The sequence below is a fragment of the Brevibacterium sp. FME37 genome, assembly GCF_014897485.1.
Lineage (GTDB): Bacteria > Actinomycetota > Actinomycetes > Actinomycetales > Brevibacteriaceae > Brevibacterium.
Genome location: NZ_JABUYE010000010.1, coordinates 63,811 through 88,890, shown reverse-complemented (window position 1 = coordinate 88,890; position 25,080 = coordinate 63,811). Strand labels below are relative to the sequence as shown.

Sequence of the window (25,080 nt, the reverse complement as noted above, 5' to 3'; positions counted from 1 at the left end):
GCCACCCGCCATGCCTCATATATTTTTACCCGCGAAAGGGTGGACCCTCGGACACCATGGGGAGTGACCGGTCGATGGCGACTCGAACAGAGCCCACCACGAAATACGCCAGGCAGTACAAGAAAGCCTCGAAGAAGAACAAGAGCGCTGTTCTCAACGAGGTCATCGCGACAGGTCGCCAAACGCGACCGGAAGCCTCGTGCCAGTTAAATACACCGACGAGCTCAAGACTCGTGCCGTCGAACTCGTGATCCATGCTCAAGCCGACCCCGACACCGCGAACGGGCAACCGCCCGCGTCGCGAACGAGCTCGGACTGAGCAAAGAAACTCTCCGCGTCCGGCTTCTAGCTGTGGCGCATCGGGCAGGGGTTCTGGTTGCATCGGATGCTCCTGTGGCGAGTCCGAGGACGAGGAACAGACTGGCGAGGACCGTGGTGAGAGTACGCATTACTTGTCGCCTTCTTCCTGAGCTGCTTCTTCTTCTGGGTCGAGTGAGTAGATGATGGAGTTCGAGGCGACGATGATCCGGTTCTCCGGGGCCGCCCATGGAAGTGCCGTGTTGGTGACGAGTGGTTTGGTCTCGCCCGCGAGTGTGACGATGTCGCGGCCGCAATCGCCATAGGCAGTCTGGGCGGGAATTGCGAGGGGACTGAAATCGGGGGCTTCCTCGACTGGCTTGTCGTCTGCACCGAATCGGAAGATCAGTCGACCGAACCCGATCGCGTGGGGGTGAGGCGACGATGTCGGCGCCGGCCTTGATCTTGGCACCATCAATAGACTTCATGGCGAGGACAGAACCGTCGTTACCGTCATGGACAGCGACGACGTTCTTGCAGACATCGCGAGGCAGATACCAAACTGAGGCACCCCAGCATTGCTGGCGTAGGCATCGGCTGGGCCAGCGTGACTCTCAGCGCCTGGGTAACCGGCAACCGAGGAAAACGACGAGGGGACTGATGCAGGGTGTTGGGCAGTCAGATTCCAGCTATGAGCCCAGAAGCGCCAGAGGAACTACAGCTACTCCGTCCTGTCTGCGATAGGCGAATTTTCCGGATGTCACAATGATTTTGTCGACGAGCTCATCACCAATCTTCTGGTGCAGCCAGTTGAGGTGGCGAACGTCGGAATCATCGATTTCTGAGGCGAGCTTGATTTCTATTGCAACCACACGACCATCCGGCTTTTCAACAATCAAGTCGATTTCGTGGTCTCCGGAGTGCGTTCTCAGGTGACCTACCTGATGGCCGAATGCTGGGATATAACACCGAATGCATAAGGTGACGAGAGACTCGAAGAGGGATCCGAGGAGTGGGCCATTCTTCAAGCTCCGATAGTTGCGGCTGGTGTCGGCCCGTGTTCGGTTTCCGAGAAGCGACTCCGGCGTCGCGCGGAGGAGCCGAGCAGCAAGAGCTGGATCTGCGAGCTGATGTTTCGGCTTATTTCCCAGCTTGTTCAGTTCCCCTCCCTCAGGTATCCAAGCGGGTATTTCATCAAGCAGCCACAATTGGCTGAGCGCTTCTCTGAAATCTCCTATAGTCGCGCGGCTTGGGCGGCTCTCCTTTGAAACCGCTGCAGCGATGGATTCGAAACTTGCAGTCGTCGAGGTCGCTGCAGCGTATGCACGAAGCCATGCAAGCAGAGCCTGCGGCCGTCTGAATTGTGAACCGAGTGCAGGAACCTCTCTCTGTAACGCATAAGTGAGATAGGCATCCAGCTCGTCCGCAATTGTTGACGAGGAGCCGTTGCGGAGGGCAGGGAAGCCTGAAGACACGATCTCGCGCACGTACGAGTCGAGCGACACGCTAGTTGTTCCCTCGATATCGTCGCCGGTGTCAGCGAGGATGCGGCGGAGGCTGACTGATGGTTCGTCTAGGAGACGTTCCTCTAGAGACATCGGGTACATACGGAGCCGAACGATACGGCCCGCACCGGTATGGATCTGTGTTTCATTGGTATTCGCGCTGCCGGTCAACAGAAAGCGCCCCGGAGCACGGTCATGATCGACTTCTCGACGGACGTGGTCCCAAATCGGCGGGTCGTACTGCCACTCGTCTAAGAGAACTGGACGAGCAGCTGAGCTGGCTCGACCACGGTCAGCGCGAAGGATTGATAGTTCTTCCGGATTATCTAGCCTGAATACAGATCCGGCCAGCCGTGATGCGGTCGCAGATTTCCCCACAGCCTTCGGACCGTCCACAGCTATGGCAGGGAACCTCTTCAGAGCGTCTGAAATGACACCGTCAAGGATTCGTGGTTGATACTCCATGGACCAAGATTACAGTTTCGCCGTCACTTATTGAACAGTTTCGCCGAACTGAAGTGCACAGTTTCGCTGTCACTTATTGAACAGTTTCGCCGAACTGTCAAATCCGTCAAAGGACGGTTGATCAGATTTGCGCAAAGGGAAGCAGCGGACTCAGGGGATGGGAGTCGTCACTCGGGGATGGGCAACCGCATTTTCCGAGGGAGTCCCTCCAACAGCGGCAGCCACAGTTCCAAGGCCGCCGGTAAGCTCGGAACCGCATGCCGCAGAACATGAACAGGTACCTCGACGATCGCCACCGTCGCCGGGTGGATCAGTTCTGCGGCCTCCGGGCCGCCGAAGGCGGCTCCGAGGAGCCGGCCGGTACGAGCGTCGACGACACTCTGTGCGTTTCCCTCGGCATCATCGCGCAGCAATGAAGTGCTGGCGCTGCAGGTGAAGGGCAGTTGAGAGACCGCAACCTCGCAGCCGTCCTTGCGGGCCTCAGCTTCAGTCAGTCCCACCGAGGCGACTGCGGATCGCTGTAGACGACCTGGGGGCCGGCACATACTCCTGGATCTCCTCGGCTTCTTCGCCGAGAGCTCGGGCCCTGATCTGTGCGCCGAGGACGCGGGCACGATATTGGCCCCAGTGGGTCAGCGGCGCCTCTACGCTGGCATCCCCGACGGCACACAGCCAATCAGGTAAGCGTCCCGCTGCGATATCCTCGCTGGTCAGCCCAAGGCTCTCCAGTCCGAGACCGTCGAGGCGTGGTTGTCGCCCTGTCGCCACGAGGATCTCGTCAGCCTCGAACATGGATGCCCCGTCCGGACTGTTGGTCCGGATCGTGATTTCACCGCCATGGATACGACCGAGGCCAGTGTCTGCGGCCCGTTTCCGGCTGCGGTCGGTGACCTCGGCTCTCAGATCGACTCTGACCCCTGCTCTTTCAAGCGCCTCGGTGACATGCTGGCCCGCGAACGGTTCGTGACCGGCCAGAAGGCCACCACCGCGAACGAGCATTCGCACTCGTGCACCCAGTGCGGCCATCCAGGTCGCGGCCTCAACTGCGACGACTGTGTGTGATCAGCTTTAAGTAGGCCGTTCCAGGTCCGGAACTCATCCATTTCAGTGTCTGGATTCCAGCCGAAAGAGCACGAAAAATCTACGTGTTTCCCCTGCAGAACCTGATGAGCCGTCAGCGGTGTGAGTTCTGCGCGTCCCGCCCTGGATTCGCTGACAGTGATTGCGGCTACCGGAGCACAGAACGTGTTCGTGGGTCTTGGCGAGATGCCTTGATTGAGCGAAAACGATGTACTCGGCAACCGGCCCAAGCTGGGAGGCGTCTCTACGTCACCCCATCACCAGGGATTCGCCAGCTGCCACTGTTCGAACCAATACCGGTCGCCCTGGTAGTGCGATTTGGCGGGCCTGGATCCCTTGAGGTCCGAATGCGCGTCCAGCCAAGCGCGGACAAGGCCGGGCACGTGATCCATTCGATCGCGCCAATCGTCGAGTACCAGCAGAAGCACGGCGCCGTCCTCGGCAGTGAGCCGGCATGAGTAGTTCGGCAGCCCGTCTGTGTTCTGCGAATGCGTATAGCTGATCTGCTCGCAGCCAGTGGTGAGATAGAAGCGGATGTACTCCCCCGACACGTCGGAGCACAGCGACTTGAAGTCCTGATACCTGCTGAGCCACTCCGGCATCCTATATTCGGTCATACGTTCTATTATGCGCCCACCGTGAGTGATTGTGAACCGGATGGGCTCCTGCGCCCAATTGCCTCAGCCTCACTTCCAAAATAGTTCCCCCTCGAGCAATCCAGTCGCGACAGCCCTCCGAATCAGACGTGATTGCCCGTTGCAGACGACTTCTGCTTCCACCGCCAGGAAAGGAACACGAATGACGACCATGAAGCGCACACGCACCCGGACCATCATCGGTGCCACAATCGCTGCCCTGACCGTGACCGTCGGACTCTTCACCGCTCCGGGTGCAGCCTCGGCGGCTGAGAATCCACAGGTGACCTCGACCGAGACCTCCAGCTCACTGATCGAGGGACCACTCGTCGATCTGGGAGATCTGATGAACCTCATCGGCTCCATCAACATCGGACAGTTCCAGTAACGGCCAACGCAGTGCTGCGCACCCTTGAAGCACTGCCCGCCACCTTCGTCCCTGCAGCACTCCCCCACCCGATGTGAAAGACCTGATGACTGACGACTCTTCTCGAATCGAACTCACCTCCGCCCAACGAGGCATCTGGTACGCCCAGAAGATCGAGCCCGACAATCCGACATTCCAAATCGGGCTGTACGTCGACATTCGCGGACCGCTCGATGTCAACGTGATGCGCCGTGCCGTCGGCACCACCGTCTCAGAGGCCGATTCGCTCAACGTCGTGTTCCGTGAAGACGAACAGGGTGCCTACCAGCAGCACGGTCCCGCACGCAGTCATCTCCATGTCCACGATCTGCGCGGAGAGCCCGAGGGCGATCCAGCCGCGACTGCTCGCGCCATGATGGACGACGATCTCAGCACCGTCCACGATCTCGAAGACGGGGAACTGCTCAGGTCCGAACTGTTCCACCTCGACACCGACCACTGGATCTTCTACCAGCGCGCCCATCACCTCATCGTCGACGGGTACTCCGCGATACTCGTCCTGCGGCGTGAATCCCAGCTCTACAGTCAGCTGATCGGCCCGGCGACCGGGATTTCGGAGTCGCCCTTCGGCAGCCTGGAGGACTTGGTGGCGGAGGAAGCCGAGTACCGTTCATCCGATCGTTTCCACACCGACGCCGACTTCTGGACGCAGACGCTCTTGGAATCGGAGCCAGCCACCGGTCTGGCCGGGCACCCACCGGCAGCGGCGAAACAGCTGGTCACGGTCAATGCCGAAATACCCCAAGAACTGGCCCGACAACTGGCACGAACTCGTTCGGCTCCGACGATCATGCTCAGCGCCGCAGCAGCCTACCTGCACCGAATGACCGGCCGGCAGGCCATCTCTGTGGGGCTTCCGGTCACGGCCCGGCGCAGCGCCCTGGCCAAATCGGTCCCGTCGATGATGTCCAAGATTCTGCCTGTGCAGCTGATCACCACACCCGAGACCACGGTCGACGAACTCATCGAGAATGCGGGCTCCGCGCTCCGCCGGACCCTCATCCACCAACGCTTCCAATATCAGGAACTCGACACCGACACCGACTACATCGGGCCTTCGGTCAACATCTTCCCAATGGTCGACGACATCGACTTCGGTGCAGCATCTGCGTCTCTTCATCTCCTGTCAACGGGACCGGTCGATGACCTGTCGATCATCATCCACGGCTTGGGAGCGGACACGCCCTCCTCCAGCGGGAATGACCAAGCCGCTATCATCCGCTTCGAGGCGAACGCCGCGCTCTACAGTCACCAGAGCCTCACCGAGCACCTGCGGCAGTTCATCTCCGTGCTCTCCCAATTCAATCCTGCGCAAGCACAGCCCTTGGCCGAACTGTCGCTGATCGACGATACGGAATCTGCCGAGCTGATCGCCGGCGGGCAGGGCCGAACTCAGGATGTTCCCGGCCATACCGTGGTCGAGGAGTTCACCACGCATGCCCGAAAGTCTCCTCTCGCCACCGCTGTCGTGGCCGTAGACGGTCAGATGAGCTTCGCCGAACTCGATCGCCGTTCGACTCAGCTGGCCTGCCACCTCCGGGAGCTCGGTGCCCGTCCGGGCGCGCGCATCGCTGCGCGCCTGGGCCGGACGACGGCTCTGCCCGTCGCCGTGCTCGGGATTCTCAAGGCGGGTGCGGCATTCGTGCCGCTCGATCCCGACTACCCTGCGGCCCGGATAGAAGCGATGGTCGCTGACGCCGGTCCGGTTCTCGTGCTGAATTCCTCATCGGTGACCGGCCCCGGCGGAGAGACCACGGTGACCACCGGTGCTCCTGTGATCGATCTGGATTCCGACCAGCTCTGGGAGAGTCTGTCAGTCGATTCATCCCCGACATCGACTGGGAGCGTTCCTGCTGCAGACGACCTCGCCTATGTGATCTTCACCTCCGGGTCGACCGGTCGGCCCAAGGGCATCGGCGTCGAGCACCAGTCCCTCCTCAACCTCTTCCACAGTCACGTGGAGTCCATCTTCACCCCCGCGGTCGAGAGACTCGGGCGCGGATTGCGCGTCGCCCACACCGCGGGGATCTCGTTCGATGCTTCGTGGGATCCCCTGCTGTGGCTGTTCGCCGGTCATGAACTCCACCTCATCGACTCACTCACCCGCCGCGATCCGGAAGCACTGACCGAGTACTTCTCGACTCACCGCATCGACTCCATCGAGACGACGCCCTCGTTCGTCAAGGCCCTCCTGGCACACGGCACCTTCAGCGGCGACGAGCATCCCAGCGTCGTGGCGCTGGGTGGAGAAGCCGTCGAAGCCGCCTTGTGGCGTGAACTCGCCGCGTTGGACGATGTGACCTTCTACAATCTCTACGGTCCCGCAGAGACCACCGTCGACAGCCTCACCGCCCCCATCGTCTCCGGCTCTGTCCCGGTGCTGGGCCACTCCGTGGCGAACACCAGACACTACGTCCTCGATTCTCGGCTGAGTCCCGTGCCCGCGCAGGCACAGGGAGAGCTCTACATCGCCGGACTCAACCTGGCACGCGGCTACGTCGATCGTCCTGGAACAACGTCCGAACGATTCATCGCCGACCCCTTCGCCGACGACGGATCCAGGATGTATCGCACCGGAGACATCGTCCGCAGACCCCTGACCGGTGGCATCGAGTTCCTGGGGCGAGGCGATGAGCAGATCAAACTTCGTGGGTACCGCGTCGAGACCTCAGAGGTCGAGCTGGCTCTCCAGGCTGATGAGAGGATCCGTTCCGCGGCCGTCGTCCTGGGACAGAATCAGGCTGGCTACGATCAGCTTCTCGGGTACGTCACCGCGAACAGCGACATCGACATCGCCGAGGTGCGCCGGAGCATGAAGACCCGTGTGCCGGACTACATGGTGCCGTCGTTCATCATGCGCATCGAGCGCATTCCGCTCACGGTCAACGGCAAACTGGACCGACGGGCACTTCCAGAGCCCGAATCGTCGCAGGCCGAATCCGAGGCGCCAAGGGACGCAACAGAGCAAGCCGTCGCCGCGGCCTTCAGCCAGGTGCTGGGAGTGGACTCCATCGGCATCGATGACGACTTCTTCGAACTCGGAGGACACTCGTTGCTGGCGACTCAGCTCGTCGCCTCCCTGCGGACGAGCTTCGCGGCGGCTCCGGCACTCCATGAGGTGTTCCAGCACCCCACTGTCCGCGAACTCAGCGCCACCCTCGACCCGAACGCTGACTCGGCCGACCCCGGCCGTGAACTCGTCGCCGCGGACCGACCTTCCTCGGTCCCACTCTCATACGCCCAGTCCCGCCTCTGGTTTCTCAACCAGTTCGACACCGCTTCCGCTGCGTACAACATTCCGCTCACCCTGCGCATCCGAGGAGACCTGAACTCCACCGCTCTGCATGCCGCCATCAACGACCTCGTCGCACGGCATGAGAGCCTGCGCACCGTCTTCCCCTGGACGGCGGGACAACCCGAACAGGTCATCCTCACCACCGCCGAGGCGCAGATCGCCATGCCCATCATCGAAATCAGCGAAGAGCTCGTCGACCACACCGTGAATGCGGAAGCCACACGGGGATTCGACGTCTCGACCCAGCTTCCGATCAGAGCTCTCCTGATCAGACAGGGCGCCGAGGACCATCTCCTGCTCCTGACACTGCACCACATCGCCGCGGACGGCTGGTCACTGCGCCCCTTGGCCAACGACCTCTCGACGGCATACCGCGACCGTGACCGCGGACACGACCCTGTCTTCACGCAGCTGCCGGTCCAGTACGCCGACTACGCTCTCTGGCAGCGCGAAACACTGGGTGCCGAGGACGACCCGGACAGTGCGATCGCCGATCAGTTGGCCTTCTGGAAGAACACGCTCACCGGTGCACCTCTGGAACTCAGGCTTCCGGTCGATCGTCCCCGCAGCACACGCACGACCGGTCACGTCTCCCGTGCGATTCCGATCGAGATCAGTCCTGCGAGCCATGCCGGTCTGCGCCGACTCTCGGCGGACCGCAACGCCAGCTTGTTCATGGTGCTGCAGGCAGCATTCGCCGTCCTGCTGGACAAGCTCGGTGCCGGCAGCGACATCCCCATCGGCACACCCGTGGCCGGGCGAACTGAGACGAAACTCGACGAACTCATCGGCTTCTTCGTCAACACGCTGGTGCTGCGCACAGACACTTCGGGCAATCCGAGCCCCGTCGACGTCATCGATCGGGTGCGCGCATTCAACCTCCCTGCCTACGCCAATCAGGATGCGCCCTTCGAACGCGTCGTCGATGAGATCAGCCCACCTCGGTCGGAGAGCCTCCACCCCCTGTTCCAGGTGATGCTGACCCTGCAGAACACCGCGCCCGTCGATATCGACATGGGTCGCCTCGACGTCGAAGCCGCACCCGGCCCGGAAGTGTCTGCGGCGAAGTTCGACCTCCTCCTCGATCTGGCCGAACTCGATCCCCAAGACGGGGCGCGCAGTAACTCTGCGCACCGCGACGGCGAGGCCCCCGGCATCGTCGGTTCCCTGGAATTCGACTCCGCACTCTTCGATGAATCCACCTCCCAGGACATCGCTGCACGGTTCCTGCGCGTCATCGAGGCGTTCGTCACCGGCCCGCACCGTCTCCTCTCAGACCTCGACGTGCTCAGTCCGAGGGAGCGCGAGTCCCTCCGCAACGAGAGCCGCGGACCCGATCGAGACCCTGTCGAGTCGACGATCATCGACGCGTTCGAATCGACGATCAAGCGCCATCCTGACCGTCAGGCGCTGGTCTCCGACTGCACCGAACTGACCTTCTCAGAACTCGGCTCTCTCGTGAGAGGTCTCGGCCGCGGACTCGCCCGCCATGGGATCGCGCGGGGGGATACTGTCGCGATCGCGCTGCCCCGGTCCGCCGATGCCATCGCAGTGCCCCTGGCGGTGCTGCGCATCGGCGCAATCGCCGTACCCATCGACCTCAGCTATCCGCAGGAGCGAATCCGACTGATCCTCGACGAGAGCGACGCCGACGCCGTCATCGTCGACCCCTCCGATGTCTCTCTGCGTCCCGAGAACGCCATCAGCATCACCGACCTCTGTGACGGCCACGTCGATGCCCAAGGCGGCGAGACCCTGACGGGCCGACTCGACACGGCCCTCGACCACGGTCGTCCGGATCCTGACGACCGGGCCTACGAGATGTACACATCGGGTTCCACCGGCACTCCCAAGGGCGTTGCCGTGGCCCACCGGTCACTGATGAACCTCTTCGCTCACCATCGGGCCACGATTTTCGCCGAGGCCGGACTCGACGATGCACCGGTGAAGGCCGCGCACACCGCCGGGCTGGGCTTCGACGCCGCTTGGGACCCGATTCTCTGGCTCGTGGCCGGGGCGAACCTGCACATCGTCGGCGACGAAGTGCGCAGAGACGCCGAAGCACTGGTCCAGTACTGCCGCGCGCACCGAATCACAGTGCTCGAAACCACCCCGTCCTTTCTGCGACAGCTCATCACCTCGGGGCTCTTCGACGCAGAGGCCGACAGCGACACCACTCCGCTGTCGATTGCTCTCGGCGGAGAGGCTGTCCCCGACGAACTCTGGCGCGAACTGGCCGACACTGCTGCCGTCAATGCCTACAACTTCTACGGGCCCACCGAATTCACCATCGACTCCCTCACGGCACCAATCGAGGGAGCCCACAGCACGATCGGCCACCCGATCAGAAACGTTCAGGCCATGGTGCTCGACCGCCATCTGCGCGAAGTCCCTCACGGAGTCGTCGGCGACCTCTATCTCGCCGGTGACGGAATCACCTTGGGATATGTGAACCGGGCGAAGGAGACCGCGCAGCGGTTCCTCGCCAATCCGAACGCCTGCGGCGAGCGCATGTACCGGACCGGTGACCTGGTTCGTCGGACCGCGGGCGGAGGCCTCGACTTCATCGGCCGCGACGACGATCAGATCAAGCTGCGCGGGTACAGGATCGAACTCGGCGAGGTGGAGAATGCATTGGCGGGGGCCCTAGGTGTCGAGCAGGCGGCGGCTATCGTCGACAATCCTCACGACCCGCAATCTGCCCGACTCATCGGCTACTACACCGGAGACGCCGATGAGAGCACCATCCACGACCATCTGGTCGCCCGGCTCCCGACCCCGATGGTTCCACGACTGCTCATCGGCGTCGACACCATCCCCCTGACCGCCCACGGCAAACTCGACCGCGGCCGGCTGCCCGCACCCACCATGTCGGGGCAGCAGGAGTCTCGCCGCGCTGCCAGGACACCGGAGGAACGCACCATGTGCCGGCAGTTCTCTACAGTGCTCGGAGCAGAGGAGGTCGGACTCGATGACGACTTCTTCGAACTCGGCGGACACTCGCTGCTGGCGGTGTCGCTCATCGGTCGCATCCGTGAGGCCTTCGACACCGATCTGCCGCTGCGAGCCATCTTCGATGCACCCACTCCCGCGGCTCTGCTCCGCCGTCTCGACGCTCCCGAGCACACACCTCAGTTGTCCCTCGCCGAGGCGGCAGCCGCTCCCGCCCGTCCCGACGATGGCGCAGCATCAATGAGCCTCACCGAGTGGAGACGGTCCTCGCTCAGCACTCGACCGCACCTGATCCCACTGTCCTACGGGCAGGCGCGCATGCGCTTCCTCAACCAGCTCGACACCGGGGCCTCCGACTACAACATCTCGCTGGCGGTTCGCTTCGCTGGGGATCTGGACCCCGAAGCCCTCGGCCAAGCTCTGACGAACGTGATCGCACGACACGAGATCCTGCGCACCGTCTACCCGACGGTCGATGAGACACCGGTCCAGCACATTCTGCCGCCGACAGCGGGACAGAACATCATGGACCGCTTCGTCACGGACTCGCCTGCCGCAACCGCAGAGACCTTGGCAGAACAGGCGGCACTCGGCTTCGACCTGAGCACGGACCTGCCACTGCGCGCGTCCCTCTTCGACGAGGGCGAGGAATGGGTCCTCCACCTCGTCATGCACCACATCGCCACCGATGGGGCCTCGCTGCGACCGCTGACGCAGGACCTGTCCACCGCCTACGCCGCACTGCGGGGCTCCGCCCATCCCATGCAGCGCACACTCGACGTCCAATACTCCGACTTCGCTCTGTGGCAGCGCCACGTGCTCGAGGAGCAGCAGAACCCAAGTGAGCAGGACGGTCGGCAGGAAGGTGAACAGAACTCACTGCTGGAGCGCAAACTCCAGCTCTGGTGTGACCACCTCGCCGGAATACCGACCGAACTCCCCCTGCCCTCGGATCGGCCACGCCCACACGGTGCTCGCCAGCCCGGGCACCACCATCGCTTCAGCCTCGGCGACCGCACGACGCAGCGTTTGGCTGCGCTCGCCGCGGACAACGGCGCCAGCCTGTTCATGGCACTGCACTCCATGCTCGCCGGCTTCCTCGGCAGGCTCAGCGGCAGCGAGGATGTCGTCATCGGCACTCCCAGCGCCGGTCGTTCGGATCCCGAACTCGAAGACATCGTCGGGCTCTTCGTCAACACCGTTCCGATTCGCAGCGATATCTCTGCCCAGCCCGATCTGCGCACGCTTCTGGCACGCACCCGGACCGCGGTGATCGAGGCATTGGAACTCGACGACGTGCCGTTCGAACGCCTCGTCGAAGCCCTCAATCCGCCCCGCGAGCTGGGACGTCATCCGCTGTTCCAGACCATGTTGTCCCTGGAGAACTCGGCGACGCCGAACCTCGATCTCCCGGGAGTCGACACGAGCATCGAGCCGGAGGTCGAGACCGGAGATGCCAAGTTCGATCTCTCGTTCACCTTCCACCAGAGCGCCCCGGGCGCCGGTCTGGACGCCGTGCTCGACTTCAACTCCTCGATGTTCGACACCGAGACCATCGCCGAGCTGTGCGAGCGGTTCACCCGGTTCGTCGACGAGGCGGTGAGCGCTCCGGATCGCCCGATCCACGACATCTCCCTCCTGGGTACCGCCGAGGTGGAGCAGGCCATCGATGAACTCACCGGTCCCGTCCCCACCACCTCGGCGCCCCTGATCCTTGACGTCTTCGCAAGCACAGTGCGCAGGATGCCCGATGCCATTGCAGCCCAGGACGCCCAAGTCTCGCTGTCGTTCCGCGAAATCGACGAGGCCTCCGAGCTGCTGGCACACGAACTCATCGGCTGCGGTGCGGGACCTGGTGCCGTGATCTCGGTTCGCCTGGGCCGCGGGGTGGGTATCATCGTCGCCACCCTGGCCGTGCTCAAATCCGGGGCCGCCTTCAATCCGATCGACATCGACTATCCGGTCGGGCGCACCACTGCAATCCTGTCCGATGCGCAACCGGTCATCGTCGTGGCCGCAACCGGGACCGCTGAGGCTCTTGCCCCTGTTCTCGTCGATGCCGGGATCACTCCGACAGTCATCGAGGTCTCACCGGCCACCGGTGCGGTGAACACCGCTGCCCCGGCAACCGCAGCGCAGGTGGAGCACTCGCCTCGGACATCACAGTCCGACCCGACTGCCTATGTCACCTTCACCTCCGGTTCGACCGGTCGGCCGAAGGGCGTCCAAGTCGGCCATCGGGCCCTCGCGAACCTGCTCGCCTCCCATCGCGGAACGTATCTGCCGACTCCGAGGTCCGAAGACGAGCAGATCGCTGTGGCCCACACGACCGGAATCGGGTTCGATGCCGCGTGGGATCCCCTGCTGTGGATGGTCGTGGGACATCATATCCACATCGCTTCCGAGCAGGTCCAACGTGATCCACAGCAGCTCGCGCACGATCTGCTGCACCTGAGCATCCGATTCTGGGAGACGACTCCCAGCTACCTGCGCCAGCTCACGACCGAACCGGAATTCCTTCGCCTGCTCGAGAAGGCTGCAGCTGCCGGCACCACCGTCACTGTCGCCCTCGGGGGCGAGGCTATCGACGGGGGCCTCTGGGAGTGGCTGCGCGATCAGCCCGGCATCACCGCACACAATCTCTACGGCCCCACCGAGACCACGGTCGACGTCTTCGCCGGCCCGGTCTCCTCCTCGCCGACACCGGTGCTCGGCTCACCGCTCCCGAAGATGCGCGGGTATGTGCTCGATGAGCGACTGCACCATGTGCCCGCCGGAACGACCGGAGAGCTCTATCTCGCGGGGCCCCAGCTGGCTCACGGATACCGTGGTCGTCCGGGGTTGAGCGCCGAACGTTTCGTCGCCGACCCGTTCGGCTCCGCCGGCGAGCGCATGTACCGCACCGGAGACCTCGTCGTGCGTGAGCGGGGCGGGCAGCTGAGTTTCCTCGGTCGCAGCGACAGCCAGATCCAGCTGCGCGGATTCCGAGTCGAACTCGGGGAGGTCGAGCGCGCACTGCGCTCCACCACGGGCGTCAAAGACGCACTCGTTCGCCCTGTCGGCGATGATCCCGCGAGCATGCAGCTCATCGGCTACATCGTCGCCGACCGGGTCGAGACGACTGAAACGGTCGAGACCACTGACCCGACAGTGTCGACGGCAGAGCCTCAGGAGGTCCTCGCCGACGAGACTCGACGTCACGCGCGTTCGACCCTGCCCACCTATATGGTTCCGACGCGCATCGTCGTCATCGACGAGGTGCCTCTGACGACCCACGGCAAGGTCGACGAGGCGGCACTCCCCGACCCATCAGCGGCGGCGGTCGGCTCCCGGCTGGAACCCCGAACACCCCAGGAGGAGACCGTGGCGATGGTCTTCGCCCGGGTCCTGGCGCTGCCACGTGTCGGGGTCGACGAATCGTTCTTCGAACTCGGCGGGCATTCATTCCTCGCCCGGCCCCTCATCGCGGCTGTCAATGATGCCCTCGGTGCCGAGCTGTCGGTTCAGTCCCTCTTCCGCTCCCCGACCGTCGAACAGTTGGTGGTCGAAGCAGCCCAGGGCACCGCGAACTCCATCGACGACAGTCTGCAGCGTCTGCTTCCGCTGCGCACCTCGGGTTCGAAGTCGCCTCTGTTCGCTGTGCACCCGGCCACCGGCATCAGCTGGGGCTTCGCTTCGATGCTCCACGGTCTCGATGCGCAGCGCCCGCTGATCGGACTGCAGATGCCGGGGCTGGCCCCGGACGATCCAGACGAGATCACTGCGAGCACACTGACCGAGCTCGCCGATGACTACATCATCCAGATGCAGTCGGTGCAGCCGGCCGGCCCCTACCACCTGATCGGCTGGTCCTTCGGCGGCGTCCTGGCTCACCGTCTGGCCACCCGACTGCAGGAGAAGGGTGAGGACGTGGCATTCCTCGGCGTTCTCGACGCCTTCCCCATGGGGCAGGACACCAACGCCGATGTGGGCGAAGGGGCAGCGCTGTGGGCGAACTATCTCCAGACCCACTACCCGGGCACTCCCGAAGAGACCGAGGGCCTCGATGACGCCCAGGCACTGGAGTTCCTGCGCCGGCACGGTGATCCTCTCGGCAATGTGTCGCCGGGAACCATCTCCTCGATGACCCGAGGCTTCCTCACTGTGGCGCAGCTGATCCGAGAAACACCGCTTGAACGGTTCGACGGCGACCTCAGCCTCTTCGTTGCGACCGACGAGGTGCCACACGGAACCCCGGCACCGGAATCATGGGGCCCCTTCGTCACCGGCGACATCCACGTCACCGATGTCGCGGCCCGACACTCGGACATGCTGACCACAGCAGCGCTTGCAGAAATTCTTCCCGTGATGGCAATCCACTTGGATGAGGGCGCCGAATCACAGACGAGACCAATCAACTCCAAAAACAGAAGAACCCCGCCCCGGAAACACCAGTAGGAGCTGAAGACACATGAACAACCCCTTCGACGACACCACGGCAACCTTTCGCGTGCTCGTCAACGAGCTCCAGCAGCATTCACTATGGCCCTCGTTCGCCGATGTGCCCGCGGGCTGGGTCGTCGCCTGCGGGCCGGCCGACCGAGAGGAATGCCTCGACTTCGTCGAACAGAACTGGACGGACATCACCCCGCGTCGGCTCGCCGAGATCGCCTCCTAGTGATCAGCATTGACCAGCTGAGCAAGAACTACGGCACATTCAGAGCACTCGACAAAATCAACCTACAGGTCGACCAGGGACAGATCTTCGGCCTCCTCGGCCCCAACGGCGCCGGTAAGACCACGACCGTCAAAATCCTGTCCACGCTGGTGCGCCCCGACTCCGGAGAGGCCGTCATCGCGGGGAACTCGGTGACGGCCGATCCCACCGCCGTTCGCGCCAGCATCGGCCTGTCGGGACAGTACGCGGCGGTTGACGAGAAGCTCACCGGCCACGAGAACCTCGTCATGGTCGGCCGTCTCTACGGGATGAGCCGGCAGGAGTCACGAGCCAGGGCCCGTGAATTGCTGCACGAGTTCGCAATCGTCGACGTCAAAGATAAGCGTGCGGGAGCCTATTCGGGAGGTATGCGACGCCGTCTCGACCTGGCCTCGGCCTTGGTCTTTCGACCACCAGTGGTCATTCTCGACGAACCCACCACGGGACTCGACCCGCGCGGGCGACTCGACACCTGGGACGTCATCTCCACTTTGGTCGGAGAAGGAACGACGGTGCTGCTGACAACCCAATACCTGGAAGAGGCCGACCAGCTGGCAGATAGAATCGCCGTCATCGACTCCGGCAAGGTCATCGCTGAAGGGACCTCTGATGAACTCAAGGTCAGCCTCGGCGCCGAACGCATCACACTCACCCTTGCCCGCAGGGACTCGCTCGACGAGACCCTGCGGATTCTCGAACGGATCATCGGAGTCTCGAACCGCGCGCAGACCGACTCGACGGGAATGCGTCTCACTGTGCCGGCGCCACTCGGCCAGAAGACACTGCTGCAGGTTCTCGATGCTCTGAACAGCGGCGGAATCCTCGTCACCGAGGCGGCCCTGAGCCGACCGACACTCGACGACGTGTTCTTGGACCTGACGGGAAAACCCGCCTCACCGGAGACCTCGCCATCACAGTCTGCGGATGCCGAGGTGGACGTATGAGCACACTGACCTCCGCGGCACGTGACAGTTCCGTCATCGCCTGGCGCAACCTGCTCACTGTGCGTCGCACTCCCGGAGCTCTGGTCACCGGCATCGTGCAGCCGGTGATCTTCGTGTTCCTCCTCGCGTTCGTCTTCGGCGGCAGCCTGGGTGGGGCGCCCTATCGGGAGTTCCTCATCGGCGGGATCCTGGCCCAGACCCTGACATTCAATTCCTCATTCACCGCCGTCTACCTCGCCAAGGACCTCCAGCTCGGACTCATCGACCGGTTCCGATCACTGCCGATGTCACGCGTGGCCGTCATCCTGGGGAGGACGACGTCCGACTTGGCCACCGGCTCGATCTCGATCGTCGTGACCATGGTCTGCGGACTCATCATCGGCTGGCGCATCACCGAAGGTTTCGGTTCAGCACTTCTGGCTATCCTTCTGCTGCTGCTCTTCGGCTTCGCCATGTCGTGGATCGGGGCGTTCATCGCGCTGACCGCCCGAAGCGTCGAGGTGGCCCAGAGTCTCGGTCTGATCTGGCTCTTCCCCGTCACTTTCCTCTCCGGCGCCTTCGTCTCGGTCGACTCACTGCCCGGACCACTGCAGGCGATCGCCTCATGGAATCCGGTCACTGCGGTGGCCACCAGCGTCCGAGAACTCTTCGGCAATGTCTCTCCCGCTGGCTACACCTCGGGCACGGGCTGGGCGGCAGACAACCCGATTCTCTACGCGGTGATCAGCTGCGTGGCAGTCATTGCCCTCTTCTCCACCGTTGCCGTGTCCCAGTACCGGAGAATCAGCAGGAGATGACTCGGCAGCAGAGGATCGAGACCAGTATCGAGTATCTGATATGCGATGTCGGCACACTGAGCCAGGCTCGTGAGGACCATCGTTGGCTGGACTCTCTGTTGTCGCCCGCCGAAGCCGCCCACTCGAATCGGCTTCGACAAGCCGCAGACAGGGCTGCCTATCGGAGCGGACATCTCCTGTTTCGCCTCATGGCCGCTCGGCGTCTGGGCATCGAACCACGAGACGCTGGAGAGCTGACGTTCACTCGCACATGTCGCACCTGCGGCGGTCCCCACGGAAAGCCGCAGATCATGGGTGCAGAACTCAGCCTGTCCCGTTCGGGTGACATGGTGGCGGTCACCTCGGCGCCTTCGTCATCTCCCATCGGCATCGATATCGAACACATTCCGAACGAGGTCTTCTCGGGTTTCGACGAATACGTGCTGACATCGGGCGAATCCCTGTCCCCCGGCGCGAACACCACCCGCAGACGCATCGAGCTCTGGGTGGCCAAGGAAGCTGCGCTGAAGACAACCGGTGACGGGCTGAATGTGGAACCCAACGGTCTCGAGGTCGTTGGAACCGACCGTGAGGCGCCACTCGTTCCCGGGTCCGTGCACTGGGCGGCCTCGATCAGAGCTCCCGAGCATCCGGAGCTCAACCGGCTGAGCCTGGCGACCGTCCCCTGTCCTCCGTCTCATGCAGCCGCATTGAGTTGTGCCGACCGACTGCCTGTCACCTCAACGAGCCTGTCGGACGTTCTCATCGGCTGACGACGGTTTGCGCCATCAGCGGGCCGAGTATCCGGTGGCAACGAGCCAAGCGGGAAGGTCGAGGGTCTTCGGCGCGATGCTGCGCACTCCGTCCAGGTCGGCTTGGTATGCCGGGGTTTCGGCGAACCACCGGAACATCGCCTGCATGTCCGCGTCCCCTTCGAGTGCTTCGATCGGAAGTTCCTCGTATCGAGCGGAGAGTCCCGTGTGCTCACCGAAAGCGCGTGCGATCTCAGTACCGGTGCGTTCATCACCGGCGATCTCGATTGCGCCTCCACGAATGTCGGCAGTGCCCAGCAGTGCGGACGCGGCCACAATGCCGATATCGCGAACAGCGATCATCTGCAGTTTGATCCCGTCGGGCAGGGGCAGTCTGAGGACGAGTTCGCCCTTGTCGAGCTGGGGCCCCATCGCGGCGAGGTTGTCCATGAAGAACACCGGTCGGATCAGAGTCACCGCCATATCGAGGTCTTCCAAGTACGCCTCGACGCGACGCTTGGATTCGAAGTGCGGGACGCCCGAATTCCGCTCGGCCCCACCGACGGAGTTGAAGACGATGTGCGGCACACCTGCTGCTGCCGCAGCTTGGGCCAGGGCCAGACCCTGTTGCGTCTCGCCTTCGGTGTCTCCGCTGCCCATACCCCCGGGCGGGAGTGTCATGAAGAAGAATGCTGTGGCTCCCTCCAGAGCGGCAGCCAGGGATGTCGGTTCATCGGCATCGGCATACGCCAGCTCAACCCCGCGATCGGCGAGGGATCGAGCCCGTTCAGATTCGGGGCTGCGCACCAGCGCCCGAACGTGCGCCCCCTGATCCACCAGTGCATCGACGACGGCGCCACCCTGCTTTCCGGTTGCACCGAAAACTGCGATGGGTCCTTGTGTTTCTGCTGCCATGATTCACTCCTCACATTGTGCCTGCGTCTGTGTCATTGTCTGTGACGGCGTTCAATATGGAGTCCCGCTGAGCATACCGGCGACTAGGCCGAGCACCGCGATGACGGCCAGAACAATGACGAGTACACGTTTGCGCATACTCCCGATTCTACGGGGGACGTCTGGGCTGTGTCTTGGCCTCGGATCACCGGTCGGTCGACTCCAACTTGCCGCGACGATTGCGTTTGATGTGCCCCAATCGGATGGCTTCGCGCACCGCCGAGCGGAAACGTCCGGGCCCCCAGTGACGGGCACCGATAGCGCGGTGGAGCTCCGTCTCCGAGACCGGCTGCATGTCGCGAACGTAGTCGATGATGCCCTGCACCTCATTGGCCGAGACTTCGGGAGGGACATCACGGGAGGAGACTGACGGCCACGGGGCATATGCCCCGGCCGAACCCGGCCCCGGACGCAGCCGGTCGCGTTTCCTCATCTCCTGGCGCCCTGCCCCTGTCGTCGGCTCCACGGTGCCGTCAGCATCCGAGCCTTGGCCGGCACCCGCCTCTGCGGCCATCTTCTCCTCGACCTTCCCCTTGGCCCCATCGGCATCTTCGGCGGTGAGCGGGCGGGCGATATCCTCGAGGTTCGCCCCCTCGGCCTTGACTCCGAGGAAGATCTCCGCGATGCCACCCAATGCCATGACTCCGGCGCCGATGCAGAAGGCCATGGCAACCAGGGACCGGTTGCCGGATTCGATCATCCCGCCGAAGAGCAGCAGTCCGGCGATGCCGCCGGCGGCTGTGCCGATGGCGTAGAAGAATGCGATCGCCAGTGCCCGGGTCTCCATCGGGAAGATCTCGCTGACCGTGAGATATGCCGCGCTGGCACCGGACGAGGCGAGGAAGAAGCAGACGGCGAGGATGATGAGGAAGAACCAGGCATTGCCGATGTTCGCGTTGAAGACGAATGCCAGAATCACCGCTACGACTGCTGAGCCCAGATAGCTGAACGAGATCATCTGCTTGCGGCCGATCGTGTCGAAGAGCCTGCCGAGGACGACGGGGCCCGCGAAGTTGCTCAGCGACCACAGGATGATGAAGATCGGAACGGTCCCCGCAGCCACGCCGTAGAACCCGTGGAAAATCGTCCCGAGGTTGAAGGTGATTCCGTTGTAGAGAAACGCCTGCCCGACAAAGAGGACAAGGCAGAGGACAGCACGCTTCGGATAGAGCTTGAAGGCGACCTTCGCGAGCTCGGCGAAGGAGATCGTCTTGCGTTGGCGGATCGTAATAGTACGGTCTGGCTCGGGCAGACTCTGCTGCGTCGCCTCCTCGATGCCGGACTCGATGCCTTCGACGATCTTCTCGGCTTCGTCCTCCTGACCGTGGATGAAGAGCCACCGCGGACTTTCGGGCACATTCTTGCGGACGACAAAGACGAAGATCGACAGCAGCGCGCCGACGGCGAAGGCGAGTCGCCAGCCGATCATCTGCGGCAGGATGTCGGTGTTGAGGAAGAACAGGGTTGTTGCGGCACCGCCGGCAGCGCCGAGCCAGTAGGAGCCGTTGATGATGAGGTCGATGCGCCCGCGCACTCGGGCGGGGATGAGTTCATCGATGGCGGAGTTCACGGCCGCGTATTCGCCGCCGATCCCGGCTCCGGTGAGGAAGCGGACGAGGAAGAAGTACCAGGGTGAGAAGGAGAACGCGGTGGCGACGGTTGCCACCAGGTAGAGGATGAGGGTGATGAGGAAGAGTCTGCGGCGGCCGAACCTGTCGGTGAGCTGGCCGAAGACAATGGCGCCGACGCACGCTCCCAGCACGTAGATCGCACCCGCGGTGCCGATCTGCCCGGCGGTCATCGAGATGCCGCTGCCGTCCTCTGTCATTCGGGCGGCGACATTGCCGACCATGGTGACTTCGAGTCCATCGAGGATCCACACGCTGCCCAGACCGACGACAACCATCCAATGGAACCTGGCCCATGGGAGTCGGTCCATGCGGGCCGGCACATCGGTTGTGATGGTTCCGAGTTCAACATCCTTGCTCATCAGACACCTCGCTGCATCAGTTCGCACCGGCCAACTTTTCGCGCTATCTACCGGGGAGTCTAAGCAGACTCCCCGGCGCCGACAAGGGCTGGTTTTACGATCGTACGAGGAGTACTCTGCGCTGTTGATCGGAAGACGTGCTGAAGTTTATTCGCTTCGCCGAGCCGCACGGATGAGCACCACAGCGAGCACTGCACAGAGCAGGTAGATCACTCCGACGACCGCCCAGCCCAGCGAGAACCCAGCGGGCGAGCTCACCAACAACCCCATGGCCACCGGGCCGAGGGCGAAGCCGGTGAACATGCCGGCCGTGACCATCCCACTGGCCGAAGCCATCGACGTCGCTGGGATCGAGCGCATGAGAGCACTCATGAGAACCACAGAGACTCCGAGCGCCGAGGTGCCGTGCAGTGCCGCCGCAACCCACAGCATCCACGCCCAGCCGGATACCCCTGCACCGTAGAACATCACTGCGCCACCGACGGCGATGAAGGCAAGAAGCAGGAGCAGGCGGGGCCCCGATGCACCACGGGCCATCTGCCTGGCCCAACCCACGCGGGCGGCCACGCCGATCGCCCCGGCCACCGCCGCAGTGATACCGCCGAGGACGAGTGAGAATCCCAGTTCGCGCACTGAGAACAGCGGCATGTAGACATTGGTGGCCTGAACCCCTACCCCGTTGAGCAGGCCGAAAGCGGCGAGGGCCCACACCATGCCGGGGTAGCGCGACGGGGTGACGGGAACTGACTCGGCCGCCTCGGCGGTGGAGGTCTTGGGTTCGTCAGCCTCGGATTCGGCGGTGGAAGTGGTGGTGTCAACGGACCGCGAGGCTGCATCCGTGAGCAGCGGTGTCTTGCGCAGCGATCGCCACGACAGCACCATCAGAAAGAGAGGGACGAGTGCGATGAGCAGTGCCGCACCCCGCCATCCTGCAACCGCGGCCAACAGCGGAAAGGCCAGACTCGCCGTCAACTGGCTGACCTGGACTCCGGACTGTTTGATTCCCACCCAGCCGATGCGTTTGGACGTCGGGACGCGTTGGAGAAGGATCCGGTTGGTGACCCCGTTGGGGAAGGACTGGGCAATGCCCGAGGCGGCTGCGGCGATCAACAGCATCCAAAACCCCGCCGGGATCGCGACCAACATCAGTGCAGCTGCGGCGAGCACGAAGACCACGGTCATCAGAGAGTTGTCCGAGTGCTTGTCCGCAACTCGGCCCAAGGTCGCGTTGCCGATGGCCGCGCACGCGAAGCAGGCTGTGGCCAGCAGACCGAATTGGGCTTCCGAGATCCCGAGGTCGACGATGATCGAGTCGCTGACGGCGCTGAGCCCGTAGAGCATCAACGGCCCGGCACCGACGGCGCCCAAGAGCACCGTCAGCAGGCCCCGACTCGGCACTCGCTGCTCGTGTCTATCCACTCATCACTCCCCTCGTACCCTCATCCAGCATGGTAGGCGCCCGCGTGATTGGGGTGGCTTGAGTCCGAGTGGTGGCCACTTCACCGAGGTCGGTCAGGGCATGACGCAGCCGGCGACCAGCACCGTGGCGTAGGAGTAGAACACTGAGGAGAAGACGGTGACGAAGGCGGCGAGCACACTCACCAGAGCCACCACCGGCAGTACCCCGGATGTCATTTTGGCCGGTGAGACCAACTGCCGAATGCGGTCGGGTCCAGCGATATTGAGAGCATGGAGGCCGCCGAGGTGGTCGCTGAGGTTCGTGGGCTGCCCGATCTTGAGCAGCGCACTGGCCAGAGCCGGTGTGCCGGCGACCTGCTGTGCCCGGTCATCGGCAGCGATCTCGAGGTAGAGCGGGATGGAGGCGGCCACCTCGGCGAACAGGGGAATGAACGACAGCGGTCGCACGAAGGTGTCGACGATTGCCATGATCCGATGATGCCCACCCTCGACGTGGGCCTTTTCGTGCTCGAGCACGGCGGTGAGCTCGTTCTTCTCCAAGCTCGCGCACAGGGCTTCGGAGACGATTACGCCGCCGTATTTCTGCGGCAGGGAGAACGCGAAGGGGGTCCGGACGTCGAGGATGTTGAGTGAATGTCCGTTGATATCGGCGACCGCCGAGTCCCGGTGCAGACGCTGGGCGGCAGCCGAGTTCGCCTGCCTGCGACGAGTCCGCCGATGCAGCGCCCATACTACGGAGACAAGTGAGAGCACAAGCGGGAAGATGAGGAAGAGGACCACCGGAACCAAAGTGTCGACCTGCGCGAGCCCGGGGAACGGGCTGGCCGCGATGAGGCACCGCTGGCACACATCGGCGAGGGGAACGGGCAGAACATCCGGACCCTTGAACAGCGAGGCCGCCATGAGGCTCATCGCGGCCACGACCGCCCACCACATGAGGGGCACCAACAGGAGCCCGAGCACTGCCAGTCGCGGGACCCGCATGAGAACCGGCGCTGCAGCTCTCACCAGAAAGGGCCCGATCCAGGAGATGAGGGCGAACAGAGTGAGCGCGCCGACCCCGCTGAGCAGCAGACTCATCCGCGTTCATCCTTGGAGTTGAGGTAGCCGCGGAGAAGCTCGACATCCTCGGCACCGATGCCTTGAACGAAGTGCAGGATCGAGGCCGCCCGGTCTCCCCCGTTGACCAGCGCCTTCTGCATGAGCGTCGCCGCATGCTCTTCGCGGCTGATGATCGGAAGGTGCTGCACCGATCGGCCCTGTCGCTCACGCCGCACGAGGCTCTTGCGTTCCAGATTCGTCAGCACGGTCGCGATCGTCGTGTAGGCGGGAACATTGTCCAAGTCCTCGATGATCTGCCGGACTGTCAATGGGCCCTCATCCCACAGCAGGTCCATGACCTGCTGTTCGAGCGCACCGAGGCGGATCGGCGATGAATTTTCGGTCGAATCCGACACTGATGTCATGCCTGAGCGCTCCTTTCACGAATGGGTACTGGGCAGGAGAACTGCCCCTTGAGGCGGACGACCACCGCGACGAGCAACAGGATGATCGACAACACCGCCAGCACAGGCTGCAGCGGAGCAAAGTATGTGAGAGCCCCAGTGTAACCGAGCACCAGGAGCGCAATCTTGTTGCACACAGGGCAGCCGACGGCGAACCACCCGAGCATGCCGCCCACGGTGCCGAAGGTGCCCCCACCGGAGTCCGGAGCGGAAGTCCCGGGCTCGCGGACGTAGGTGGCGGTGAGCAGACCGATGAGGACCGAGGTGAGAATCCACATCGGATAGTCCCACCACACGGCCGGAATATCTCTGGCGAAGAACGAATTGGGGATGAGCACGGTGGACACACCGATGACGAACACAGAGACGACGGCCACCGCAATAGCCACGAGGATGCGGCGAGCGCCCCACATTCGAAGCGCCTGGGCCGCGTCGGAGAGATACGAGAACAGCACGAAGGTCCCTTCGTTGCGCAGTGCCGGACAATCTGATTACTATGGAAGCTAGTTTACTATGTACGGTAGTAAAGTTCCATGTCTGCCATGTCGCGGCGACTCGAATGCTCGCCGACCCGACTCTCCCGACCTTCCGACTCTTCCGCTTCGACTTCCTCAGGAGGATCCCATGATCCGATCCGCTCGCGGTCCCATGGTGTGGCTCGTCCCCTTGGCCGTAATCGTCCTCGCCGCGGTCCTCATCGGCGTGGTCATCGTCAATCAGGGCCCTTCCGAAGACGGCGCCAATGCCCAAGGTTCAGATTCGCAGAGCGAATCGGGATCCAGCGGAGACTCCGATTCCAGCGGCGAGTCCGGCCCGGGTGACGATATCGACCTGTCCTTCGTCGAGCACAGAGTCGAAGGCGATGACAGTGCAGCCGGCGACGTCGATGCGCCGGTGACCCTCGTCATGTTCTCCGACTACCAGTGCCACTACTGCGCCACCTGGAACGAGGAGACGTTGCCGACCATGATGGAATACGTCGAAAAGGGTGATCTGCGCATCGAGATGCGCGACCTCGCAGTCTTCGGCGGGGAGTCTGAGAGAGCCGCCCGCGCAGCCTATGCCGCCGGCCTCCAGGACAAATACTGGGAGTTCCACAACGCCATGTTCAAAGGCGGCAAACATCCCGCGAAATCCGAGCTCGATGATGACTCGCTGGTGTCCACAGCCAAGGATCTGGGTCTGGACCCGACCAAGTTCAAGGGAGACATGAACTCGGTGGAGGCCCACGACGAGTTCGATGCCGTCGCTCAGGAGGGCTCTTCCCTGGGAGTGGCCAGCACCCCGTCGTTCATCATCGGCGGCAAACCCCTCGTGGGGGCTCAGCCGACCAAGGAGTTCGTGAGCGCTGTCGATGATGCCCTCGCCGAGGCGGAAGGGTAAGGAAG

General features: G+C 63.4%; 18 protein-coding genes. 7 read left to right on the top strand and 11 right to left on the bottom strand.

Annotation, left to right across the window (positions count from 1 at the left end; translation table 11 throughout):
* Positions 1 to 448: 448 nt before the first annotated feature.
* The 5 genes from INT29_RS12820 to INT29_RS12805 form a co-directional block, all read right to left on the bottom strand.
* The gene (locus INT29_RS12820) at positions 449 to 769 is read right to left on the bottom strand and encodes a hypothetical protein (protein WP_145997455.1); all 321 of its coding nucleotides are present in this window, start codon (positions 767 to 769) and stop codon (positions 449 to 451) included.
* 217 nt (positions 770 to 986) lie between these two features.
* The gene (locus INT29_RS12815) at positions 987 to 2,267 is read right to left on the bottom strand and encodes an ATP-binding protein (protein WP_101573755.1); all 1,281 of its coding nucleotides are present in this window, start codon (positions 2,265 to 2,267) and stop codon (positions 987 to 989) included.
* 167 nt (positions 2,268 to 2,434) lie between these two features.
* Positions 2,435 to 2,767 carry a hypothetical protein gene (locus INT29_RS20170; protein ID WP_257930207.1) on the bottom strand — a complete coding sequence of 111 codons (333 nt, stop codon included), beginning with the start codon at positions 2,765 to 2,767 and terminating at the stop codon, positions 2,435 to 2,437.
* The gene (locus INT29_RS20165) at positions 2,754 to 3,293 is read right to left on the bottom strand and encodes an FAD-dependent oxidoreductase (protein WP_226841972.1); all 540 of its coding nucleotides are present in this window, start codon (positions 3,291 to 3,293) and stop codon (positions 2,754 to 2,756) included. The genes INT29_RS20170 and INT29_RS20165 overlap by 14 nt, the downstream gene beginning before the upstream one ends.
* Positions 3,294 to 3,604: 311 nt before the next feature.
* Positions 3,605 to 3,964 carry a hypothetical protein gene (locus tag INT29_RS12805; protein WP_193071872.1) on the bottom strand — a complete coding sequence of 120 codons (360 nt, stop codon included), beginning with the start codon at positions 3,962 to 3,964 and terminating at the stop codon, positions 3,605 to 3,607.
* A 181-nt stretch (positions 3,965 to 4,145) separates the two neighbouring features.
* On the opposite strand from INT29_RS12805, the gene INT29_RS12800 reads away from it, so the two are divergent.
* The 6 genes from INT29_RS12800 (at position 4,146) to INT29_RS12775 (ending at position 17,845) form a co-directional block, all read left to right on the top strand.
* Positions 4,146 to 4,370, top strand: a complete 225-nt coding sequence (locus tag INT29_RS12800; RefSeq protein ID WP_193071871.1) for a hypothetical protein — start codon at positions 4,146 to 4,148, stop codon at positions 4,368 to 4,370.
* An 85-nt stretch (positions 4,371 to 4,455) separates the two neighbouring features.
* A complete protein-coding gene (locus tag INT29_RS12795; RefSeq protein ID WP_193071870.1) occupies positions 4,456 to 15,093 on the top strand; it encodes a non-ribosomal peptide synthetase in 10,638 nt (3,545 codons plus the stop codon).
* A 13-nt stretch (positions 15,094 to 15,106) separates the two neighbouring features.
* The gene (locus INT29_RS12790; RefSeq protein WP_193071869.1) at positions 15,107 to 15,313 is read left to right on the top strand and encodes an MbtH family protein; all 207 of its coding nucleotides are present in this window, start codon (positions 15,107 to 15,109) and stop codon (positions 15,311 to 15,313) included.
* On the top strand, positions 15,313 to 16,296 hold the full coding sequence (locus INT29_RS12785) for an ATP-binding cassette domain-containing protein (protein WP_219618904.1): 984 nt from the start codon (positions 15,313 to 15,315) through the stop codon (positions 16,294 to 16,296). Before INT29_RS12790 ends, INT29_RS12785 begins: the two co-directional genes overlap by 1 nt.
* Positions 16,293 to 17,093 (top strand): ABC transporter permease, encoded by an 801-nt coding sequence (locus INT29_RS12780; RefSeq protein WP_101573743.1) that lies wholly within the window; start codon positions 16,293 to 16,295, stop codon positions 17,091 to 17,093. The genes INT29_RS12785 and INT29_RS12780 overlap by 4 nt, the downstream gene beginning before the upstream one ends.
* Entirely contained in the window at positions 17,090 to 17,845 is a 756-nt protein-coding gene (locus INT29_RS12775; protein ID WP_101573741.1) for a 4'-phosphopantetheinyl transferase family protein, read from the top strand. The genes INT29_RS12780 and INT29_RS12775 overlap by 4 nt, the downstream gene beginning before the upstream one ends.
* Before the next feature lie 15 nt (positions 17,846 to 17,860).
* On the opposite strand, the gene INT29_RS12770 is transcribed toward INT29_RS12775, so the two are convergent.
* The 6 genes from INT29_RS12770 to INT29_RS12745 all read right to left on the bottom strand — a co-directional run bounded on the left by INT29_RS12770 (position 17,861) and on the right by INT29_RS12745 (position 24,147).
* Positions 17,861 to 18,739, bottom strand: a complete 879-nt coding sequence (locus INT29_RS12770; protein ID WP_193071868.1) for an NmrA/HSCARG family protein — start codon at positions 18,737 to 18,739, stop codon at positions 17,861 to 17,863.
* Positions 18,740 to 18,923: 184 nt separating this feature from the next.
* Positions 18,924 to 20,768, bottom strand: a complete 1,845-nt coding sequence (locus INT29_RS12765) for an MFS transporter (RefSeq protein ID WP_193071867.1) — start codon at positions 20,766 to 20,768, stop codon at positions 18,924 to 18,926.
* A gap of 147 nt (positions 20,769 to 20,915) precedes the next feature.
* Positions 20,916 to 22,187 carry an MFS transporter gene (locus tag INT29_RS12760; protein WP_193071866.1) on the bottom strand — a complete coding sequence of 424 codons (1,272 nt, stop codon included), beginning with the start codon at positions 22,185 to 22,187 and terminating at the stop codon, positions 20,916 to 20,918.
* A 93-nt stretch (positions 22,188 to 22,280) separates the two neighbouring features.
* Positions 22,281 to 23,267, bottom strand: coding sequence for a M56 family metallopeptidase (locus INT29_RS12755; protein ID WP_193071865.1), 987 nt, complete (start codon positions 23,265 to 23,267; stop codon positions 22,281 to 22,283).
* Positions 23,264 to 23,653 (bottom strand): BlaI/MecI/CopY family transcriptional regulator, encoded by a 390-nt coding sequence (locus INT29_RS12750; RefSeq protein WP_101573731.1) that lies wholly within the window; start codon positions 23,651 to 23,653, stop codon positions 23,264 to 23,266. Before INT29_RS12750 ends, INT29_RS12755 begins: the two co-directional genes overlap by 4 nt.
* Positions 23,650 to 24,147, bottom strand: coding sequence for a hypothetical protein (locus INT29_RS12745; protein WP_193071864.1), 498 nt, complete (start codon positions 24,145 to 24,147; stop codon positions 23,650 to 23,652). Before INT29_RS12745 ends, INT29_RS12750 begins: the two co-directional genes overlap by 4 nt.
* Before the next feature lie 169 nt (positions 24,148 to 24,316).
* Here INT29_RS12745 and INT29_RS12740 point away from each other — a divergent pair, with 169 nt between their 5' ends.
* Positions 24,317 to 25,075 carry a DsbA family protein gene (locus INT29_RS12740; RefSeq protein WP_193071863.1) on the top strand — a complete coding sequence of 253 codons (759 nt, stop codon included), beginning with the start codon at positions 24,317 to 24,319 and terminating at the stop codon, positions 25,073 to 25,075.
* Positions 25,076 to 25,080 lie beyond the last annotated feature (5 nt).

What these genes read in the sequence shown, in the direction of transcription:
- INT29_RS12780 (WP_101573743.1), top strand. Translation starts at nt 16,293, where the DNA reads ATGAGCACACTGACCTCCGCGGCACGTGACAGTTCCGTCATCGCCTGG.
- INT29_RS12750 (WP_101573731.1), bottom strand. Translation starts at nt 23,653, where the DNA reads ATGACATCAGTGTCGGATTCGACCGAAAATTCATCGCCGATCCGCCTC.
- INT29_RS12765 (WP_193071867.1), bottom strand. Translation starts at nt 20,768, where the DNA reads ATGAGCAAGGATGTTGAACTCGGAACCATCACAACCGATGTGCCGGCC.
- INT29_RS12740 (WP_193071863.1), top strand. Translation starts at nt 24,317, where the DNA reads ATGATCCGATCCGCTCGCGGTCCCATGGTGTGGCTCGTCCCCTTGGCC.
- INT29_RS12815 (WP_101573755.1), bottom strand. Translation starts at nt 2,267, where the DNA reads ATGGAGTATCAACCACGAATCCTTGACGGTGTCATTTCAGACGCTCTG.
- INT29_RS12790 (WP_193071869.1), top strand. Translation starts at nt 15,107, where the DNA reads ATGAACAACCCCTTCGACGACACCACGGCAACCTTTCGCGTGCTCGTC.
- INT29_RS12770 (WP_193071868.1), bottom strand. Translation starts at nt 18,739, where the DNA reads ATGGCAGCAGAAACACAAGGACCCATCGCAGTTTTCGGTGCAACCGGA.
- INT29_RS12755 (WP_193071865.1), bottom strand. Translation starts at nt 23,267, where the DNA reads ATGAGTCTGCTGCTCAGCGGGGTCGGCGCGCTCACTCTGTTCGCCCTC.
- INT29_RS12775 (WP_101573741.1), top strand. Translation starts at nt 17,090, where the DNA reads ATGACTCGGCAGCAGAGGATCGAGACCAGTATCGAGTATCTGATATGC.
- INT29_RS20165 (WP_226841972.1), bottom strand. Translation starts at nt 3,293, where the DNA reads ATGGCCGCACTGGGTGCACGAGTGCGAATGCTCGTTCGCGGTGGTGGC.
- INT29_RS12800 (WP_193071871.1), top strand. Translation starts at nt 4,146, where the DNA reads ATGACGACCATGAAGCGCACACGCACCCGGACCATCATCGGTGCCACA.
- INT29_RS12805 (WP_193071872.1), bottom strand. Translation starts at nt 3,964, where the DNA reads ATGACCGAATATAGGATGCCGGAGTGGCTCAGCAGGTATCAGGACTTC.
- INT29_RS12795 (WP_193071870.1), top strand. Translation starts at nt 4,456, where the DNA reads ATGACTGACGACTCTTCTCGAATCGAACTCACCTCCGCCCAACGAGGC.